At 57.2% G+C, this 20,361-nt stretch carries 19 protein-coding genes; 10 read left to right on the top strand and 9 right to left on the bottom strand.

What is annotated here, in order from left to right:
• Positions 1–2 precede the first annotated feature (2 nt).
• From folE to AB4O41_RS12310, 3 genes are all read right to left on the bottom strand, one after another.
• A complete protein-coding gene (gene folE / locus AB4O41_RS12320; protein ID WP_095055672.1) occupies positions 3–578 on the bottom strand; it encodes a GTP cyclohydrolase I FolE in 576 nt (191 codons plus the stop codon).
• 22 nt (positions 579–600) lie between these two features.
• On the bottom strand, positions 601–1,311 hold the full coding sequence (folM, locus tag AB4O41_RS12315; RefSeq protein ID WP_460147905.1) for a dihydromonapterin reductase: 711 nt from the start codon (positions 1,309–1,311) through the stop codon (positions 601–603).
• 92 nt (positions 1,312–1,403) lie between these two features.
• Positions 1,404–1,973 (bottom strand): antibiotic biosynthesis monooxygenase, encoded by a 570-nt coding sequence (locus AB4O41_RS12310; RefSeq protein ID WP_460147904.1) that lies wholly within the window; start codon positions 1,971–1,973, stop codon positions 1,404–1,406.
• 206 nt (positions 1,974–2,179) lie between these two features.
• On the opposite strand from AB4O41_RS12310, the gene AB4O41_RS12305 reads away from it, so the two are divergent.
• On the top strand, positions 2,180–3,139 hold the full coding sequence (locus AB4O41_RS12305; protein WP_460147903.1) for a MerR family transcriptional regulator: 960 nt from the start codon (positions 2,180–2,182) through the stop codon (positions 3,137–3,139).
• 17 nt (positions 3,140–3,156) lie between these two features.
• On the opposite strand, the gene AB4O41_RS12300 is transcribed toward AB4O41_RS12305, so the two are convergent.
• On the bottom strand, positions 3,157–3,762 hold the full coding sequence (locus tag AB4O41_RS12300; protein ID WP_038978999.1) for a hypothetical protein: 606 nt from the start codon (positions 3,760–3,762) through the stop codon (positions 3,157–3,159).
• Between the two features lie 54 nt (positions 3,763–3,816).
• Positions 3,817–4,293 carry a PAS domain-containing protein gene (locus AB4O41_RS12295; protein WP_460147902.1) on the bottom strand — a complete coding sequence of 159 codons (477 nt, stop codon included), beginning with the start codon at positions 4,291–4,293 and terminating at the stop codon, positions 3,817–3,819.
• A gap of 103 nt (positions 4,294–4,396) precedes the next feature.
• Between AB4O41_RS12295 and AB4O41_RS12290 the strand changes: the two genes are divergently transcribed.
• The 4 genes from AB4O41_RS12290 to AB4O41_RS12275 all read left to right on the top strand — a co-directional run bounded on the left by AB4O41_RS12290 (position 4,397) and on the right by AB4O41_RS12275 (position 7,839).
• Positions 4,397–4,852 (top strand): flavodoxin, encoded by a 456-nt coding sequence (locus AB4O41_RS12290; protein ID WP_460147901.1) that lies wholly within the window; start codon positions 4,397–4,399, stop codon positions 4,850–4,852.
• 279 nt (positions 4,853–5,131) lie between these two features.
• Positions 5,132–5,914 (top strand): class II aldolase/adducin family protein, encoded by a 783-nt coding sequence (locus AB4O41_RS12285; protein ID WP_460147900.1) that lies wholly within the window; start codon positions 5,132–5,134, stop codon positions 5,912–5,914.
• Positions 5,915–6,817 (top strand): alpha/beta fold hydrolase, encoded by a 903-nt coding sequence (locus AB4O41_RS12280; RefSeq protein WP_460147899.1) that lies wholly within the window; start codon positions 5,915–5,917, stop codon positions 6,815–6,817.
• A 110-nt stretch (positions 6,818–6,927) separates the two neighbouring features.
• On the top strand, positions 6,928–7,839 hold the full coding sequence (locus tag AB4O41_RS12275; RefSeq protein WP_460147898.1) for an SDR family oxidoreductase: 912 nt from the start codon (positions 6,928–6,930) through the stop codon (positions 7,837–7,839).
• A gap of 48 nt (positions 7,840–7,887) precedes the next feature.
• On the opposite strand, the gene AB4O41_RS12270 is transcribed toward AB4O41_RS12275, so the two are convergent.
• From AB4O41_RS12270 to AB4O41_RS12260, 3 genes are all read right to left on the bottom strand, one after another.
• Entirely contained in the window at positions 7,888–8,481 is a 594-nt protein-coding gene (locus AB4O41_RS12270; RefSeq protein ID WP_460147897.1) for a hypothetical protein, read from the bottom strand.
• A 348-nt stretch (positions 8,482–8,829) separates the two neighbouring features.
• The gene (locus AB4O41_RS12265; protein ID WP_460147896.1) at positions 8,830–9,087 is read right to left on the bottom strand and encodes a bacteriocin immunity protein; all 258 of its coding nucleotides are present in this window, start codon (positions 9,085–9,087) and stop codon (positions 8,830–8,832) included.
• Positions 9,074–11,077 carry an S-type pyocin domain-containing protein gene (locus tag AB4O41_RS12260; protein ID WP_460147895.1) on the bottom strand — a complete coding sequence of 668 codons (2,004 nt, stop codon included), beginning with the start codon at positions 11,075–11,077 and terminating at the stop codon, positions 9,074–9,076. The genes AB4O41_RS12265 and AB4O41_RS12260 overlap by 14 nt, the downstream gene beginning before the upstream one ends.
• Before the next feature lie 649 nt (positions 11,078–11,726).
• On the opposite strand from AB4O41_RS12260, the gene AB4O41_RS12255 reads away from it, so the two are divergent.
• The 4 genes from AB4O41_RS12255 (at position 11,727) to AB4O41_RS12240 (ending at position 18,057) form a co-directional block, all read left to right on the top strand.
• Positions 11,727–13,520 carry a DUF1302 domain-containing protein gene (locus AB4O41_RS12255; protein ID WP_460147894.1) on the top strand — a complete coding sequence of 598 codons (1,794 nt, stop codon included), beginning with the start codon at positions 11,727–11,729 and terminating at the stop codon, positions 13,518–13,520.
• A gap of 23 nt (positions 13,521–13,543) precedes the next feature.
• Positions 13,544–14,911 (top strand): DUF1329 domain-containing protein, encoded by a 1,368-nt coding sequence (locus AB4O41_RS12250; RefSeq protein ID WP_460147893.1) that lies wholly within the window; start codon positions 13,544–13,546, stop codon positions 14,909–14,911.
• A gap of 140 nt (positions 14,912–15,051) precedes the next feature.
• The gene (locus AB4O41_RS12245) at positions 15,052–17,604 is read left to right on the top strand and encodes a LuxR C-terminal-related transcriptional regulator (RefSeq protein WP_460147892.1); all 2,553 of its coding nucleotides are present in this window, start codon (positions 15,052–15,054) and stop codon (positions 17,602–17,604) included.
• Between the two features lie 129 nt (positions 17,605–17,733).
• A complete protein-coding gene (locus AB4O41_RS12240; RefSeq protein WP_460147891.1) occupies positions 17,734–18,057 on the top strand; it encodes a hypothetical protein in 324 nt (107 codons plus the stop codon).
• A 45-nt stretch (positions 18,058–18,102) separates the two neighbouring features.
• On the opposite strand, the gene AB4O41_RS12235 is transcribed toward AB4O41_RS12240, so the two are convergent.
• The gene (locus AB4O41_RS12235) at positions 18,103–18,891 is read right to left on the bottom strand and encodes an IclR family transcriptional regulator (protein ID WP_460147890.1); all 789 of its coding nucleotides are present in this window, start codon (positions 18,889–18,891) and stop codon (positions 18,103–18,105) included.
• A 163-nt stretch (positions 18,892–19,054) separates the two neighbouring features.
• Between AB4O41_RS12235 and hmgA the strand changes: the two genes are divergently transcribed.
• Entirely contained in the window at positions 19,055–20,359 is a 1,305-nt protein-coding gene (hmgA, locus tag AB4O41_RS12230) for a homogentisate 1,2-dioxygenase (RefSeq protein ID WP_460147889.1), read from the top strand.
• Positions 20,360–20,361 lie beyond the last annotated feature (2 nt).

Here is a 20,361-nt window from a genome sequence, read left to right as displayed (position 1 = left end):
TGCTACTTGCTCCGTCCAATCAATTGCAGGAACTCCTGGCGGGTGTTGCTCGACTCGCGAAAAGCACCGAGCATCACCGAGGTGTTCATGGTCGAATTCTGTTTTTCGACGCCGCGCATCATCATGCACATGTGCTGGGCTTCGATGACCACCGCGACACCGGCGGCGTCGGTCACTTGCTGCACGGCGTCGGCGATTTGCCGGGTGAGGTTTTCCTGGATTTGCAGGCGGCGGGCGAACATATCCACAAGCCGCGCAATCTTCGACAGGCCCAGCACCTTGCCCGTTGGAATATAAGCCACATGAGCCTTGCCGATGAAGGGCAGCATGTGATGTTCACAGAGCGAGTACAGCTCGATATTGTCGACGATGATCATTTCATCGTTGTCTGAGGCAAACAGCGCGCCGTTGACGATTTCTTCGACACTTTGTTCGTAACCATGACACAGGTATTGCATCGCCTTGGCGGCGCGAACCGGAGTGTCTTGCAGTCCTTCGCGATCGGGGTTTTCACCGAGGCCGATGAGGATCTCGCGATAGCTTTGGGACAGGGTGTTCTGAGGCAGGAATAACGTCATGGGACATCCTCGCGGGAGCGGCTTATTTGACGTGCCGTCCGCCATTGACGGTCAGGGTCGTGCCGGTGACATAAGGGTTGTCGAGCAAATAGCGCAGGCTCTGGTAGATCACTTCGCTGCCGGGCTCGATGCCCAGTGCCGATTTGGCCAGAACCCTGGCGCGGTACGCCGCGTCGTCGTCGGGATTGAACAGTAGCAGGGCTGGGGCGATACCGTTGACCTTGATGCTGGGCGCGTATTTCGCGGCAAAGGACAGGGTCAGGCTGTCGAGCCCGGCTTTGCTGGCGCAGTAGCCGATGTGCTTGCTGCTGCCCCTGCGGGTCACATCATCGCTGATGTGCACGATGTCGGCGGGGCTCGAGCGTTTGAGCAAATCGGCACAGTGCAGGTTGATCAGGTAAGGCGCCAGCATATGCACGCTGAACATTTGGGTGAAGGCTGCGGCTTCGGTTCCCGGGGTTTCGGTCAGCCATTCTGAGGCGTTATGGACAATCGCCCGCAAACTGTCGGTGTGGTTTTTCAGTTCGCCGATGAACGCAAGGATACCGGCCTCGCTGGAAAAATCCGCAAACACCGCGATCGCTCCCAGATCGCGCAGGGTTTGCACACCTGGCCGTTCGCTGCGGTAGCTGAAAATGACTGGATGGCCGTCTTCGAGCAAACGCTGCGCACAGTGCAGGCCGACACGCTGGCCGGCACCGGTGATGAGGATTGGGGCTGCGGTAGAGGTCATGAACGGCTCGCGTCGCGGTAAGAGCAAAACTATACCAGCGACGGGAGTTGTTCACCTACGTCCTGCGATGGCGTCGCTCCTACATGATGGGGTTATTGATTTTGGGGGGTGGGTGCTGCGGGCAACGGACGCGCAGATGGAGTGTGCAGCCACCTGGCCAGCAGATGTGTCGACAGCGGAATGAAGAAATACACCATCAATGGCGTCAGGCACAGGGTGCTGACAAACACGCGGGTCAGCAAACCCGTCTCAGCCAGTAGCGGTCCCAATACAAAGTTGAACAGCAGGGACACCGGAAAGAATGCCAGCCAGATAGCCACGGCCTGTTTCCAGCGTGGCGGGCGTTGACCGACCGCACCGAACCAGCCATCGATGCCACTGACCCGATGTTCCGAAGGGTTGGCAAACAGATCACTGCCGCGTACCAGCCAGGCAGTGCGCGACGCGGAATGCTCCCAGGCATGCATTGTCTGCTCGTCGGTGAAGCGAAAGATAATCTGGAATTCGTCATCGTCGGGCGGTGGAGCGAGCACACCAGAGCCGAGGTAACCGGGGAAGTCGGTGGCCAGTTGTTCGCCTTCGCGCAACCAGGCCATCAGGTCCTGATAACGCCCATCGGCAACGCGGCGCGCAACCATCAGCGTGACGGGTGAGGTAGACATTATGTATCTCCATAGGGCAAACGCGTCGCTCCGGATAAGAGCTTCGCCAGACACAGCGCCGGGGTGGTGGGCTGCATCTCAAGACATGCAAGGATTATTCCTGATTATTTCTGGGACGTCTGTTCCAATTAGTTCAACAACGTGTTGATCACCACTGGGGCAGGAGCGTTAGAATGTGTCCAAATATTACATGGACGTAGATCCTGATGGCTGTGCTGACAGACCTTGCACCTGACTTGCCTCCCATCACCTCCCTGATTCGAGAAGAATTGTTTCCGATTCGTGAGGTAGCGCGCCTGACAGGGGTCAACCCGGTCACGCTACGCGCATGGGAGCGGCGGTACGGTTTGATACAACCCATGCGCACCGAAAGCGGTCACCGTTTGTATTCGATGACCGATATCGAGCGTGTTCGCAGCATCCTTGGCTGGATGGAGCGCGGTGTCGCGGTCAGCAAGGTCGGCAAGATACTGGCCAAGACCGAACCGCTCAAGGTGTTGGCGCAAGTCATTCCCAACGAACTCGTTCAAGCCGACTACGGCCAATGGCAGCAGCGGGTCAAAGCAGCGGTGAGTGCTTTTGACGAAGTTCAACTGGAGCAAGTCTACGGTCAGATTTTTTCCAGTTATCCGCTGACGGTGGTGTTTCAGGACATTCTGATTCCGGTCTGGAAGCTATTGGTCCAACGCCATGAAGCATTCGGTCAGACCAGCGAGTGGCTTTTCCTGGATGGTTTTCTGCGTTCTCGAGTGTTGCAACGCCTGCTGCTGGTGCGTGTCATGCAACCGCGACGAGTGATTGTCTGCGCCTTGGCTGATCAATGTCGTGAAGTCGAAGTGCTGGTCACTGCGCTGTATCTGAGCAGTGTCGATTCGGCTATTCAGTTGTTGGCGATTGGCCAGCCCTTCGACGAATTGATCCTGGTTTGCGAGAAGATCAAGCCCCAGGCATTGGTGCTGGTGTCCAATCACGCGCCGGCCGGCGAATTGCCTCGACGTTTGAAACGCTTGGCCATGAGCCTGGATTGCCAGGTGTTGCTGGCCGGGGAAGCATCGGACCTGGCACAGGAGAGCCTGGCCGGATCATCGATCGGTTGCCTGGGAAACGAGGGAGTGTTAATGCGCCAGCGTCTGAAGCAGTTTCTGGCGGGAAACCTGGATACCTGAGGCAGGTAGACGCAGAGTCAGATATGCAGGGCAGGATGTGTCAGACGATGCTGCTGAAGGATGTACTGACGCAGACGTTCGGTTTCGTCCGTGTCGCTCTGGCTCAACTCATAGGCGTAGAAACCCTGTTCGGTTTCACGCTCGAAGGTGCCGCGCAACGCAATCCGCTCATAACCTGACGGGCTGAACCACAATGCGAAGTGCTTTGGCGCCTTGGTCTTGTTGCGAACCTCCAGCAGAACCCCTTTGAACGATATTTCGTGCACCCACATCGTGCCGGGTTGCCCCTTGGCATTTTCCAGCGCCACTGGCTCTTCGAGCGCCAGGCGCCATGGCCGAATCATCGGCCCGTCTTCATAGATGCTGGGGACGCCGAGGCGTAGATGCATTGCGTGAAATTCATCTTCCACCAAGTGCAGGGGGAAGGTCATTTGCTGATTTTCGAAATTGGCCTGGATGGTGACTTGCTCATGAGCGGCCAGGCGTGTGAGCAAATCACGAATCTGCGAACCACCGTTGACGAGCAAGCTCGACGTCGCATCCCGCACATTGAGTTGCGGGTTGTGTTGCATGTTCTGGATAAAATCCAGCTCATCCTGGGTCAAGAGTGCGTCGCGCTGCATGATTTGCTCGAAAGAAATAATTACAAAGTCATCGGTGATTGTAGTAAATGACCACTAATTCGCAGATTGGTTTGAGCCGTTCGTCGTTTTGAGTGCGAGAATTTCTGCCTGTGCCTCGGCCAATTGCGTTTCCAGGTGCGCGACTCGCTGCTGCGCCTTGACCTGAACCGTAACGTCTTTCTGCACCCCAACGAAATAGGTCTGTCCGTCATGGGGGTTCTTTACCGTGGAAAGCGACAGTTCGTTCCAGAACGGAGTGCCGTCCTTGCGGTAATTTCTGAGGATTTCCCGGCAAGAACCGCCACTGCCCAACGCTTGGCGAATCAATGCGAGGGCTGCTTGATCCCGGTCTCCTGCCTGCAAAAAACGGCAATCCTGGTAGAGGATTTCTTCGCTGGTGTAGCCCGTCAGGCGTTCGAACGCCGGATTGACGTAAATCAGGATGTTGTCCTGTTCGCCTTCCTTTTCGGCAATCACGATGCCGTCGTTGGAGGCGTCGACCACCATTTGCAGCAGTGAGGCATTGATCATCGCAGCGTCCTTTGCGTATTGATTGATGCGCTGCATTCTAAAAGATCGATGAGGGCCGTGCTGTTAATATCTCGTACTTTTATTTAGATTCAGGATCAGATTGATGAAAATCGCCATCCTTTCCGGCTCGGTGTACGGCACGGCTGAAGAAGTCGCCCGCCACGCTGCAAGCATTTTGAACGCCGCTGGTTTTGAAACCTGGCACAACCCGCGCGCGACACTCGCCGATGTTCAGGCGTTTGGCCCCGAAGCATTTCTGGCAGTGACCTCGACCACCGGCATGGGCGAGTTGCCGGACAATCTGCAGCCGCTGTATTTCGCGATTCGCGATCAATTGCCCGCCGCCTGGCGTGGTTTGCCGGGCGCGGTGATCGGTTTGGGCGACGCCAGTTATGGCGATACGTTCTGCGGCGGCGGTGAGCAAATGCGTGAATTGTTTGGCGAACTGGGTGTGCGCGAAGTCCTGCCGATGCTGCGCCTGGATGCCAGCGAAACCGTGACACCGGAAACCGACGCCGAGCCTTGGTTGGCGGAACTGGTCAGCGCTTTGCGGGGCTGACTTGTGGGAGCGAGCCTGCTCGCGATGACGGCGGCCCCTTCAGCATCAATGTTGCCTGACCCGCCGCTATCGCGAGCAGGCTCGCTCCACAAGTTTGCGTGGTTTAGCCTTTATTGGCGGCAGTGCTTTGACATGGATCCAGACTCACCCGCGCACTGACTCGTTCGGCCATCAAGCTGGCTGCCAATGCAACTACACGAAGTCCGGGGGCTGACTAGACTGCTGTAACGCAGCAAAAAACAATAAAAACCCAGAAAAATAAAAAAGGGAATTCTTGCCGTGAGCGTAGCCCCCGTCCAATCGCCACACAGCATCAAAGGCAAAGTCAGTGCCGCCGAATGGCAGACCCGCGTCGATCTGGCTGCCTGTTATCGTCTGGTCGCCCTGCATGGCTGGGATGACCTGATTTTCACGCATATCTCCGCCAAGGTGCCGGGCACTGAAGACTTCCTGATCAACCCGTTCGGCCTGATGTTCCATGAAATGACCGCGTCGAGCCTGGTCAAGGTCGATCAGGCCGGCAACAAGTTGATGGACAGCCCTTACGAGATCAACCCGGCGGGATACACCATCCACAGCGCCGTGCATGAAGTCCGTCATGACGTCGCGTGTGTACTGCACACCCATACTGCGGCGGGGGTGGCGGTATCGGCGCAGAAGCAGGGCATCTTGCCGATCAGTCAGCAATCCTTGTTCGTCCTTTCCAGCCTGGCTTATCACGCCTATGAAGGTGTTGCGCTGAACCATGAAGAAAAGGCGCGACTGCAAGACGACCTTGGCGAAAACAATTTCCTGATGCTGCACAACCACGGTCTGCTGACTTGTGGCGGCACCATCGCCGACACGTTCCTGATGATGTTTACCTTTCAGCGCGCCTGCGAGATTCAAGTGCTGGCGCAGAACGGTGGTGCGGAGCTGATCGCCATCGAACCGCAGATTCTGGCGGGTGCCAAGGCGATGATCGCCGGTGTCACCAAAAGTGCTCAAGGGATGGGCGGCGCGCTGGCCTGGCCGGCGCTGCTGCGCAAACTCGATAAACAAGACCCGGGTTATAAACTCTAAATGGCCCTCGCCGAGATTCCACTGTGTGTCTGGCGAAAACGTAGCCAGACGTTCGTGTTCCGCGGTCAGCCCCTGCGCTATTGGACTGCTGGGCAGGGCGAGCCGCTGTTGCTGATCCATGGCTTTCCGACCGCCAGCTGGGACTGGCATTACCTGTGGCAGCCGCTGGTGCAGCGCTATCGGGTGATTGCCTGCGACATGCTCGGCTTCGGCGATTCGGCCAAACCGGTGAACCACGACTACAGCCTGCTGGAACAGGCCGATCTGCAACAGGCCTTATTGGCGCATCTGAACGTGGAACAACCCGTTCACGTGTTGGCACACGATTATGGCGACAGCGTGGCCCAGGAACTGCTGGCCCGGCACTATGAAACGCGCGCTGATATCGCCAGTTGCGTGTTTCTCAATGGCGGGCTGTTTCCCGAAACCCATCGCCCGGTGTTGATGCAAAAACTCCTGCTCAGCCCCTTGGGCTGGATGATCGGGCGAGCCTTTTCCCGTGACGCGCTGGTGAAGAGTTTCCAGCAGGTTTTCGGTCCGCAGACCCGGCCCACCGAAAGTGAACTGGATGATTTCTGGAGTCTGGTCGATAGCAATCACGGGCAACGGATCATGCACAAATTGATCAGTTACATCCCGCAGCGCCGTGTCCAGCGTGAGCGTTGGGTCAGCGCCATGCAGCGTGGCGAGGTGCCGCTACGGGTCATAGATGGCGAGGTCGATCCGGTTTCCGGCGCACACATGGTGGCGCGCTATCGGCAACTGATTCCCGACCCAGACACGGTCCTGCTGCCTGAGATCGGCCATTACCCGCAGATTGAAGCGCCGGCGCAGGTGCTCGAGCACTATCTGGAGTTTCGCGACCGGCTGGTTTCACCGCCGCGCAAGGTGGCGTGTTCCTGACTATCCCGCTGCCTTATTGCGCACCATTCAGCCGCCCCCGTGTTCATTGTGACCGGCAGCCTCGTGGCTGACACTCGCACTCATTGTCCCCTGGCCTGCTGGAATTCCCTATGAATGAGTCTGTGCGCTTCGAAGATAAAGTCGTGATCGTCACCGGTGCGGGCGGCGGCTTGGGCCGGGCGCACGCGCTGCTGTTCGCAAAACAGGGCGCCAAAGTGCTGGTCAATGATCTCGGCGGTTCGGCTCAGGGCGAAGGCGCCAATGCATCGGCTGCCGATCGTGTGGTCGCGCAAATTCGCGATGCGGGCGGCACCGCCGAGGCCAACCACGATTCCGTCACCGACGGTGACAAAATCGTGCAACACGCCCTCGATACGTTCGGCCGTGTCGATGTGGTGGTGAACAACGCCGGCATCCTGCGAGACAAGTCCTTTCACAAAATGGACGACAGCGACTGGGACCTGGTTTACCGCGTCCACGTCGAAGGCGCCTACAAGCTCACCCGCGCCGCCTGGCCACACATGCGCGAGCAAAACTATGGCCGCGTGATCTTCACTGCATCGACTTCGGGTATCTACGGCAACTTCGGACAGTCCAACTACGGCATGGCCAAGCTCGGCCTCTATGGCCTGACCCGCACACTGGCCATCGAAGGCCGCAAGAACAACATCCTGGTCAACGCCATCGCCCCGACCGGCGGCACCCGCATGACCGAAGGCCTGATCCCGCCACAAGTGTTCGAACAACTCAAACCGGAGTTGGTGAGCCCGCTGGTGGTGTACCTGGCCAGTGAGCATTGCCAGGAAACTTCGGGGTTATTCGAAGTGGGTGGCGGCTGGATGGGCAAGGTGCGGTGGGAGCGTAGCCTGGGCGCCGGGTTTGATCCGCGGGTGGGGTTTTCGCCGGAAGATGTGGCGGCGCATTGGGAGCAGATTTGTGATTTTGAGGGGGCAGCGCATCCGAAGGACAATATTGAAGCGCTGAAGGAAATGATGGGGAATTTGCAGAGGTATTCGTTATAAGGCTTGAGGCCACCCAATCGGCGGAAGGTGATTGGGTGGCCTGTGTGGCTATCGCTCGTATCGTTTTTCAGCCACGAATTTTGGCGCTTCCCAGTGTGGGCCTTTGATAGCAATAGCGAAATCGCCCTCAGCCAATATGCCTTCCTCGAATAGCTCCTCGTAAGTCTTACACAGCTCACCACGGGCGATCACTTCGAACCGATAACGCCCAAACAGCATGTCAATCGAGGGGAATGCCAAACCGATAGCCAACACGGATACCAGATCTCTTACAGATTCGTTTCGGACAGCTTGTTCAAGTTTCGCTAATGATGTTTTCGATCCACAACCTCCTCCAAAAGCCAGAATCTCCTGCCGTTTGGCGGCCTCAATGGCTTCGTCCGTATAACGAAGTGTTTCGTCGTTGCCGAGTTTGAAATCCTCAAGCGCTGCAGTATGAACATTGTTCCAGAGGGAAGCATTTTTCTTCGGTATGAAATCATCAGAAATGCCCATGGCTCTAAGTCTTTCCACCACACGAAGAGTATGTGCATAGAACCGCCGGTCAGTATCGGTCATCTCAAGTTTGCCCTCCAGAATGTCCTTCAGACGCTGAACCATGATGCTGTCGGCACCCGAACCACTTTTTTGAATGGCATGCATTTCCTCCGATCCAGCTTTGTCTCTGTCCGTCATTCGTTGTGCTCGCTGCAAAGAATATTTAGTTTTTTCCGGGTGATTAACGTACACCAGCTTGCGAAGAGACGTGTCTGGCAGGTGAGTAAGCGTATGCCTGCTTTATTGTGTGAATAATTGCAGGAGTAGATTTTAGTCAGAATATTGCTGGCTAAATAAAGGATGTTTCGTACAAAACGTTAGGACGTAACTTTCACGACTTTTGTCGACTAAACACGGCAGCAAAAAACATCGCCCATAAAAAAGGCAGCTGCAAGAGCAGCTGCCTTACGCGAGGCTTTCGGTGTGACTTGACGCGTTATCTACCCTTTTTGGTCACTCGGGTTTGAAGCCTGGTTTGCCGTTGGCGGCTCGCCAGGATTTTACTTTTTCAATGATTGCTTCGGGGGTGGATTCTTCGTCTGAATCTGCGTAGTAAATCAAGTCGGATCCGTCTGGATGTTCTGTCAGCGCCTCAAATAAGACTACGGCGTTTATTTGATCTTTTTCATTAGGGTACTCAGACCAGCAAATAATATTCAGAAATTCGAGAAATTCTGATTCGGTATAGTCTGAAATATTAGTTTTGCTCATTTTTGTTTTCTCCTTTGTGAAGTTCTGAGTGTCGTTTAGGAGTAATAACCCGAATGTTGTCAATGTCGTATACACCACCTCCTTCAGAAATTTGGTTCACATGGTGGAGTTCAAATTTTACTTTGCCTCCCAGCCGGTCGTTTTTACGCGTGAAAGGAGCTCTTCCGTTTTTCATTTCGTTAAAATTGTTGGTGTTAAACTGGGGAGCCCATTCGGGGTCGTCAATTGCCACTCGCCAGAACTCCTCTCTAAAAGATCTGAAATTCGAAAAATGCTGTCCTCGGAGTTTATCCGCAATCCGATTAGAGATTACCGCTCCATTGCCTTTCGAGGCGGTTTCTAGCCAAATCCCCGATACCGTTTCTCCATAACCACTGGCTACACCCGGCTCATTCCGCCGATCCCTGAACATCGTGTAAACAGGCGGCATACCCGAATCAGCCGGAAACACCGTGATGAAGCCACCAAAACTGTAAAGATCCAGCTCCGGGAACGTATCAATCCTTCCTTCAAGAGCGGTCACGGTAGTGCCGTCATAAACGACGACGTTCTGCTCGCTCGCCGGGAGGGAGGTTGATGCGTTGTTCGGCTTGACTATCGGCGTCCAGGTCATGCCGATGGACGGGGCATCCGGGTTGTAGGACCTGTAGACGTTCAGTGTCGGGTCGAGAGTGGCGAGTCTCACCGGCACTTTGGAAGGCACTGTCGTTCCGTGGGTGGCCGCAACATAGAATTCAGTGGTGTTGCCCACCGTCCTCGAACCCATCGCGACCGGTAGTTCGATGTCTCCATTGGCTTCGGCAATGGCGTACAAGTCTCGGGGATCGTCGGCCATGAGATCCGAGAGCGGGATACTTAAGGCGTGGAGATCGTCAGGCTCGAATGTCGAGAGCGTGAGGCTCCAGTGATGGAGGTTGTCGGGCGTCAGATCCGAAATCGGCGGGATGCTCATTTCGTACCGATCGCTGTTACCTAATGACGAGGGAAACAGCAGTGCGGCGAACCCGACCATCACCGCGCCTGCCGACGCGGTACCCGCCGCAATCACGGCGGCTACTGCGCTTTGCAGCGCACCCCTGAGTGCCTGGGTAGTGGCTGGATGGGTGGCGAGACGACCCATTGCCAAGGTGAACACCGGGCCAGCTGCCACAGCCGATCCCGATACGGGAAATGGTCGATTGGCTCTGACTGCGTCCATGGCCGCGATAGATGCATACAGTTCTTTCAGCTGGGCATCCGCTTCTGCACGCTCTTTTGCAGCAATCTCCTCTCGTTCTTTTGCCTTTTTGGCTTTGCGTGCCTCCTCCGCGGCAACGCGTTTGGCTTCGGCCGCCTTGTGAGCCTGTTCCTCGGCCACACGTTTGGCTTCAGCCTGGGCTCTTGCCTGAGCCGCTGCCGCCGCTTTTGCGTTGGCATCGGCAATGGCTTTGTTTTGTGTGGCTAAGCGAGCATCCAACAGCTTTATCTGCTCAGCCAGAAACTTTGCCTCGTAAGCTGCGGCATAAGAGACATTCCATTTGGTAATTGCGTTGGAATAAGCCCTTTGCCCTCCGCGACGATCAATGAGCTCGAAACCTTTATGATTAGCATCTGGAGCTTTGTGGGTCAGTGGGTCATGGCCATAGTAAAGATTGGCTATTCCTATGTGTTCTTGATGATCTGTCCTGGCTTTGGAAAGTTGTAGCTTAAGCGTCCGTAATTCAATCTCGATAGCATCGGTTCCAGGGGGTACCACTGCAGCAACGGCCGCTCTTGTTTTTGCGAGTTCGGCTTCGGTTATATAAATTATGTTCTTGATGTTTTCGTTGAAGAGCTCTTCGGTAGAAGTGTTGCTTTCATTCAGCCATTCAAAGGCATAATCAATTGCGTCGTATGCACGGTCGGAGTGGTCGGGGTTTGATACGCCCCCGGCGCCAAATCCGAAGCCAGAAGACGATGAAGGCTTGCGAGGTATACCTCTATTAACAAGGATGTTTTTTTCTTGCGGCATATCGAATTCCTTTCGATTCCAATACTGGAATTGCCATGCCGGCATCCAATGATGACGGCCGTTCATGGTTCTGTGTGTCAGCGCCATCCAGGGCGCCGAGAAAGACTATAAATTCCAACGTAAAAGCCGAGCAGGTGAGCGTTTCCGACAGTGATGTAGGAAACAAGAAGTTTTATCTCGGAAATAAACCCACATAAAAAAAGGCCGCTGCAAAAAGCAGCGGCCAAAGTAAGACGTTTGATCAAGGAGCAATAAATCAACGTCAGTGAACACGGGGGCGATGAGTCGAAAACTTCAATTCATCTGGAATCTGTCGCTAATGACGTGGGTTAATCACGCGCCATCGCTTCGTGCTATGCAGCGGTCTCCCGTGAAAGCCCGGCAAGAATAAGGGCTTGAACACAAAGGAAAAATAGCGATTCCAGACATGCACTGTTACGGAGCGCGTAACAGTCCTGCTGCACATCGAAACGTCCCCATCCATTCCCCTGATAACCCTCCATCCAGCCCATCCATACCCCGCGCAAACCCCCGCCCCATGCGGGCATTCATCCTTTAGAGGTACAGCGCGAATACCTCCTTGGTGCGCTTATCGCTCCCGGCGTGCGGCAGTAGGGTGGGGCCTTCTGTCACTCACCGGGGAAGACGCATGACAAAAACAACAATGCGCGCCATCTTCAAACCGCAAGCGCTGGCCGCTGCGGTGGCCTTGGGTTGCTGTGCCCAGGCGCAGGCTGTTTCATTCAACATCGGCGAAATCGAGGGACAGTTCGATTCCTCGTTGTCGGTCGGCGCGAGCTGGGGCATGCGCGATGCCGACAAGTCACTGGTGGGCACCGTCAACGGCGGTACCGGCCAGTCTTCGACCGGTGATGACGGACGCCTGAACTTCAAGAAAGGCGAGACCTTCTCCAAGATCTTCAAAGGTATCCACGACCTCGAATTGAAGTACGGCGACACGGGTGTGTTCGTCCGTGGCAAGTACTGGTACGACTTCGAGCTGAAGGACGAAGACCGCGAGTTCAAGCAGATCAGTGACAACGGTCGCAAAGAGGGCGCCAAGTCTTCGGGCGCGCAGATCCTCGATGCATTCGTCTATCACAACTATTCCATTGCCGATCTGCCAGGCACCGTGCGCGCCGGCAAGCAGGTGGTCAGCTGGGGTGAAAGTACCTTCATTGGCAACTCGATCAACAGCATCAACCCGGTCGACGTTTCCGCATTCCGGCGTCCTGGCGCGGAGATCAAGGAAGGCCTGATTCCGGTGAACATGCTGTTCGCCTCCCAGGGCCTGACCGATCAGCTCACGGTGGAAGGCTTCTACCAACTGGAGTGGGATCAGACGGTTCTCGACAACTGCGGCACCTTCTTTGGCGTCGACGTGGCGGCGGACGGCTGCAACAACGGTTACACCGTCGGCAGCCCGGCGATTGCGCCGCTGGCGCCGCTCGCGGCAGCCTTTGGCCAACCTATCCAGGTCACCCGTGAGGGCGTAATCGTGCCCCGTGGCGGTGACCGCGATGCCCGGGATTCGGGACAGTGGGGCACCGCCTTGCGCTGGCTCGGTGACGACACCGAATACGGCCTCTACTTCATGAATTACCACAGTCGCACACCGACCGTCGGCACCACCACCGCCGGACTGTCGACACTCGCCAGTCTGCCGGGCATGGTCACTACCGCCAACCGTCTGGCACCGGGCAGCGGTTCGGGCCTGGCCCAAAGCGTGATGCTCGGGCGCGGCCAGTATTACCTCGAATACCCGGAAGACATTCGTCTGTACGGTGCGAGCTTCTCCACCACTTTGCCCACCGGCACTGCCTGGACCGGCGAAATCAGCTACCGACCCAACGCGCCGGTGCAGGTCAACACCAACGACCTCACCCTGGCGTTGCTTAACCCGATCGCCGGCGGCGCCGCATCGCCTGTCGCGACCCGGCCAGGTGCCGACAACACTGGTTATCGCCGCAAGGAAGTGACCCAGGTCCAAAGCACCCTGACGCACTTCTTCGACCAGGTATTGGGCGCCCAACGGCTAACTCTGGTTGGCGAAGCTGCGGTGGTGCATGTCGGTGGCCTGGAGTCGCGATCCGAATTGCGTTACGGCCGTGACTCGGTCTACGGCCAGTACGGTTTCGGCGGCGATACCGACGGCTTCGTCACCTCCACTTCCTGGGGCTACCGCGCCCGGGCGATTCTCGATTACGCCAACGTGATCGGCGGGATCAACCTCAAGCCCAACCTGTCCTGGTCCCATGACGTCGCCGGTTACGGCCCCAACGGGCTGTTCAATGAAGGCGCCAAGGCAGTCAGCGTCGGTGTCGATGCCGATTACCGCAACACCTATACCGCGAGCCTCAGTTACACCGACTTCTTCGGCGGTGACTACAACGTCCTGGAAGACCGTGACTTCCTGGCGCTGAGCTTCGGTGTGAACTTCTGATCTGGCTGAGAAGGATGATTTAAATGCACAAGATGATTCTGCAATGCGGCGCCCTGGCCCTGAGCCTGTTGGCCGCCAACGTGATGGCGGCGGTCTCGCCGGAAGAAGCCAACAAGCTCGGCACCACGCTCACGCCGCTGGGCGCCGAGAAGGCTGGCAACGCCGACGGCTCGATCCCGGCCTGGACCGGTGGCATCCCGAAAAACGCTGGCGCTGTCGACAGCAAAGGCTTCCTGGCTGACCCGTTCGCCAGTGAAAAGCCGCTGTTCACCATCACCGCTGCAACCGTTGATAAGTACAAGGACAAGCTATCGGATGGCCAGGTGGCGATGTTCAAACGCTACCCGGAAACCTACAAAATCCCGGTCTACCCGAGCCATCGCACGGTGGGCCTGCCGGCGGAAATCTACGAGTCGGCCAAGCGCAGTGCGCTGAACGTAAACAGCATCAACGACGGTAACGGCCTGGCCAATTTCACCGGCAATCGCTATTACGCGTTCCCGATTCCGAAGAACGGCGTCGAGGTGCTGTGGAACCACATCACCCGTTATCACGGCGGCAACCTGCGACGCATCATCACCCAGGTGACCCCACAGACCAACGGCAGCTACACGCCAATCCGCTTTGAGGAAGAGATCGCCGTACCGCAATTGATGAAGGACCTGGACCCGGAAAAAGGCGCCAACGTACTGACCTTCTTCAAACAATCGGTGACTGCGCCGGCGCGCTTGGCGGGCAACGTATTGTTGGTGCATGAAACCCTCGACCAGGTGAAAGAGCCGCGTCTGGCGTGGATCTACAACGCCGGTCAACGTCGAGTACGACGCGCACCGCAAGTGGCCTACGACGGGCCGGGCACCGCCGCCGATGGTCTGCGCACGTCGGATAACTTCGACATGTTCTCCGGCGCGCCGGATCGCTACGACTGGAAACTGATCGGCAAAAAGGAAATGTACATCCCCTACAACAGCTACAAACTCGACTCGCCGAGCCTCAAGTACGATGACGTGGTAAAGGCCGGGCACATCAACCAGGACCTGACCCGTTACGAATTGCACCGGGTCTGGGAAGTGGTCGGCACGGTCAAGCCGAGCGAGCGGCACATCTACGCCAAGCGCCACATGTACCTCGACGAAGACAGCTGGCAAGTGGCGCTGGTGGATCACTATGACGGTCGTGGTCAACTGTGGCGAGTGGCCGAAGGTCACGCCCAGTATTACTACGATCACCAGACGCCGGCCTACACCCTGGAGGCGCTCTACGACATCATTGCCGGCCGATACATTGCCTTGGGAATGAAGAACGAAGAGAAGCACAGCTTCGAATTCGGCTTCAACGCCAAGGCTGCCGACTACACCCCGTCGGCTCTGCGCGCCGAGGGCGTTCGGTAAGGGGCTTGATACATTGGCATCACCAAAGGCGACCTGCGGGTCGCCTTTTTTATGGGCGCCAATCAGCGTCCTGAATACTTCTCAACAAGCGGGTTGGAGAGGGCTAGGGTTGCCGGACAATTATAAAAAGGCACGCCGCAATGACCGCCATGACTCCGTGTCTGGACCGTTCTGGATTCCTTCCCCGCCTGTCTTCTCATCACCTGTCGCGGGCCCGCTTGAGCGAGCCGTTACTGGCCTCGACGGCACGGGTGAAATTGCTCTGCGCACCCGCCGGCAGTGGCAAGAGCGCGCTGCTCGCCGAATGCCTGTTGCAAGCGCCAACCCAGTGCCGGGTGCATTGGTTGCCACTGTCTGGCGTGGCGTCGAGCGCGGCAGATTTTCGTCATCGTCTGGCAGAGACGTTGGGGCTGGCCTCATCGGATGAAAACGGGTTGCTGGGCGATCTGGCGCGATTGCAGACACCGGCCTGGTTGTTTCTCGATGACTACTGTCGTCTGCCGAACCCGGAGCTGGACCAGTTACTGGATCGTATGCTGGCGATCAGCAGTCCGATGCTGACGTGGTGGCTGGGCGCCCGTCGGCGGCCGCCCTGCAACTGGCCAAGATTGCTGCTCGACGATGAATTGTACGAATGCGAGAGCGCTTCGCTGGCTTTTACCTCGGGTGAAGTCGAGCAGATATTGCAGCCCTGGGTACCTGAGCAGGCCAGCAAGGTGGCCAGTCGAATCGTCCAGCGCACTGGCGGCTGGTGTGCCGGTGTGCGGATTGCGTTGCTGCAGAAGTGCGATTGGTCGCGTCAGGACAAACCCTTGGGCCGGGCGGACACCTTGCTCGATTACCTGGAACACGAGTTGTTCAGCTCGCTGACGCCAGAGTTAAGCGAGGTCTGGCGCGTATTGGCCCATTTGCCGCGCTTCAATGCCCGACTGTGCGATCACCTGTTTGGGGCCGGGGAGGGCGCTCAGTACTTGCGGACCTTGCAAACGCTGGGCTGTTTTATCGAGCCTTGGCGGGATTCCACCGACTGGCTGCAGATTTTCACTCCCTTCACCCAGTTGTTGCGTGATGAGCAATGGCCGGCGGGACGCTCCTGGCATCGACGTGCCTGCCAGTGGTTCTGTGCCGAGCAGGACTGGAAGTCGGCCTTCGAACAGGCATTGCTCGCCGAGGAATACGAAGTGGCGGTCAGCCTGTTGCAGCACTTCAGTTTCGAGCATTTGTTCGAGGAGCAGACGGTGGTGCTGTTGTTGCGTTTGCATGAGCAGCAAGGCGAGGAGTTGACGCTTGGCAGCCCGCAGCTGGTCGGACTGATTACAGCTGCGCTGTTGTTCGCCGGACGTTTTGAACAAGCGACTCTCTGCATCGCTCATTTGGCGAATTTCACACCTCAACCCTCGGCGGTGCTTCAGCGTCAATTGATTGCGCGCTGGCAGTCCCTGCAGGGTTGGTTACTGCATTTGCAAGGGCGAATGGAAACTTCGTGCGCACACTTTCTTGAAGCGTTGAGCGCGCTCGATCCCGAATGCTGGACGGCTCGCCTGATGTGTTTGTCCGGTCTGACGCAACAGGCATTGCTAAGAGACGAACTCGACGTGGCCCAAGCCCATAACCGCGAGGCGCTGTGCCTGGCGCGGGCGCAAGGTTCGCTGGTGTCCGAAGGCTTGATGGAACTCGATCACGCGCAACTGCTGGAGCAACGGGGCGCAGCGGTGCGGGCCGAAAGTCTACTTTGCGACATCGATGAATTGCTCCGCCAGCGTTCGGATCGACCTGCACCGTTGTTGGGACGAATTGCATTGCGTCGTGGGCGGTTGGCCCTGTGCGTGGGCGCAGACAAGCGCGCTGCCGAGTTCTTTCAGGCGGGCCTGGACGATTGCTCGCGCAATCACGACAAGCGCGTGTTGTATGGGTTTCTGGGTCAGGCTCAATTAGCTGCGAACAAAGGCGATTACGCCCAGGCGTTTGTCTGCTTGCGCGACGCTGAGCGGCTGATGCAACAGCGGCATATTCCAGACACCGTCTACCGCGGTGTTCTGCTGCAAGTCAGCAGTCAGCTCTGGCTGCAACAAGGTCGCCCGGAACTGGCACACGAGGCCCTGAGCCGCGTGCTGCGTCACTATCGCGGGCCGAATGCTCGTCAGGCGCCGCCGGCGACCCTGGAGTTGATTGTGCGGGTCGAATATCAGTTAGTGCTGGCAGAGACCTGTCTGAAACAGGCGAAAAAACCGCTGGATCAGCTCAAGGCCTTGCTCGATCACGCGCAACGCCATGCCATGCTGGCGCTGGAAACCGAACTGCACTTTGCGATTGCCGAAGTGGCGGATCTTATCGGCGAAGCCACGCTTGCCAGGTCAGCACTGGAGGCAGGCCTGGAACTGGTGAACCGCTGCAACTTGCAGCAGGCCTTGCGCGAATTGCGCCTTCGCCAGCCGAGCCTGCTGTGTCGCCTGGGTGAAGATGAACAATTGAACTCGACGGCGATGGAGGCCAACCCGCTGAGTGGGCGAGAGCTTGAGGTGCTGGGGTTGATCGCCCAAGGCAACTCGAATCAGCAGATTGCCGAGCAGTTGTTTATTTCATTGCATACGGTGAAAACCCACGCGCGACGAATACATGGCAAGTTGGGCGTTGAGCGTCGAACCCAAGCCGTGGCCACAGCGAAGAAGTTGGGGCTTATATCGCAAGCTTGATAGTCGGGCAGCAAGTAACTGTAACTAATGCAAACAGACTGTCGCGTGCATTGGTTACGGTTGTCGTTAAGATGTCGATCAGCGCCCGAAATCAGTCGCTATCAACTGTTAGTTATGGAGTTTTAAATCATGGAAGATCTGAATATTGAACGCGTGCGTGCCATTTTGCATGCGAAGGTCAGTGGTCGTGGAATTGATGTAAACAAAGTCTATGTCAACGGTGTTAATGCCCTTGAGAATCCGTTGGTCACGTATTCTCAAACACTGGTATGGGCATTTTTCCTGAAGTTACAGGAGGGTGAAGTACCGTATTTTGAAGGAGAGCATTTGGGGCTTTTTTCCGAGGCTTATACGTTCGATTCGCAGTATCGTTTTAAAGGTCTGGAGTTTGACGAAGTCAATGGGCTGGGCGCAGACATGGCGCAGATTTTTCTGGCTGAATCGGTGATTTAATGAAAAGCGGTTGTGCGAATTTATGTTGATGCACAACCGTTTTTTTTATGATGTCGGCGCAGTGGGCTCAAACCCCATCCGCCAACTCACGGCCCGGGTCGCCGCCAGCAAACGCTGCGCCGCCGGGCCGTTTTCATCGGCGTGAAACAACGAGGTCGGGCCGACGATGGTCATCACCGCCGCCACCTGCCCGACCGCATTGAACACCGGCGCCGACAACGCATCCACGCCGGGCATCAGCAAGCCGTGAACATGGTGCAGGCCGCGTTCGCGGATCTGTTCGCATAAGCTCGCATAAACCTTTTCGTCCGCCAGCGGATGGGCATCGACGGCGATTTCCTGCTCGCGCAATTCATCTGTTTCCCGGTGTGGCAAATAGGCACTGAACACCAGCCCTGTCGACGAACTGAGCAACGGTAAAACCGAGCCCAATTGCGTGACCACTGTCACCGCGCGCACCGCCGGTTCGATGTGCACCACCGTCGCGCCCTGATTGCCCCACACCGCTATAAAGCAGGTCTCATTCAGCTCATCACGCAACTCGGCCAAGGGCAGGGCGGCGACTTTCAGCACGTCCATACTATTCAAAGCAGCCAGGCCGACGCGAAGCGCTTCACGGCCGAGGCCGTAATGGTTGGTGGCGGGGTTCTGCTCGGCAAAGCCGCTGGCGATCAGCGCCTGCAAATAGCGATGCACCTTGCTCGCTGGCATCTGCACGTGTTCGGCCAGGCGCGACAGTGAGGTCGACGGCGACAGCTCGGCAAGCGCCTTGAGGATGTCGGTACCGACTTCGGCCGAACGGACTTTCTGTTTACCGTTGCTTTCGCTGGTCATGAGGCGGTGTGATCCCGGGACGAATGGGCGTCTTTATAGCTTGACGGTCAATACCAATCAAATTACGTTATGCGTAATCGAATTACGATAAAAATAACCCAGGCGTGCCAAGACCTCTTCAACAGAGTGACAGGCCATTGCCTACTCCCGTTCAGGAGGCTCCATGAACCTCGATTCAACGGCGCCAGCGCTGGCTTATCAGTCAGGCTTTGGCAACGAATTCAGCAGCGAAGCGTTGCCCGGCGCACTGCCCGTCGGCCAGAACTCTCCGCAAAAAGCCCCTTACGGCCTGTACACCGAACTGTTCTCCGGTACGGCCTTTACCATGGCTCGCAGCGAAGCACGACGGACCTGGATGTACCGCATTCAGCCGTCGGCCAACCACCCGGCATTCGTCAAACTGGATCGGCAACTGGCCGGTGGCCCATTGGGTGAAGTAACCCCCAATCGCCTGCGCTGGAATCCGTTGGACATTCCGACCGAACCGACCGATTTCATCGACGGGCTGGTGAGCATGGCCGCCAACTCGGGCGCGGAAAAACCGGCCGGGATCAGCATTTATAACTACAGCGCCAACCGTTCCATGGAGCGCGTGTTCTTTAACGCCGATGGCGAACTGTTGCTGGTGCCGCAACTGGGCCGCTTGCGTATCGCCACCGAACTGGGCGTGCTGGAGTTGGAACCGCTGGAAATCGCCGTTCTGCCGCGCGGGCTGAAATTCCGCGTCGAACTGCTCGATCCGCAAGCCCGCGGCTACATCGCGGAAAACCATGGTGCCCCTTTGCGCCTGCCGGATCTGGGGCCGATCGGCAGTAACGGTCTGGCTAACCCTCGAGATTTCCTGGCTCCGGTGGCCCATTACGAAAACCTCAAGCAACCGACCACCCTGGTGCAGAAATTCCTCGGCCAGTTATGGGGGTGCGAGCTCGATCATTCGCCGCTGAACGTGGTCGCCTGGCACGGCAATAACGTACCGTACAAATATGACCTGCGCCGTTTCAACACCATTGGCACGGTCAGTTTCGATCACCCGGATCCGTCGATTTTCACCGTCCTGACCTCGCCGACCAGCGTGCATGGTTTGGCCAACCTCGACTTCGTAATCTTCCCGCCACGCTGGATGGTCGCCGAGAAAACGTTCCGTCCACCATGGTTCCACCGCAACCTGATGAACGAATTCATGGGCCTGATCCAGGGCGAATACGATGCCAAGGCCGAGGGTTTCGTGCCTGGCGGCGCCTCGTTGCATAGCTGCATGAGCGCCCACGGTCCCGATGGCGAGACCTGTACCAAGGCGATCAACGCTGAGCTGGCGCCGGCTAAAATCGATAACACCATGGCCTTCATGTTCGAGACCAGCCAGGTGTTGCGCCCGAGCCGATTCGCCCTGGAGTGCCCGCAACTGCAAAACAATTACGACGCTTGCTGGGCCACGCTGCCCGCCACTTTCGACCCGACCCGGAGATAACC

Source organism: Pseudomonas sp. S2_A02, from assembly GCF_054668495.1.
This window is presented reverse-complemented; position numbering and strand designations above follow the sequence as displayed.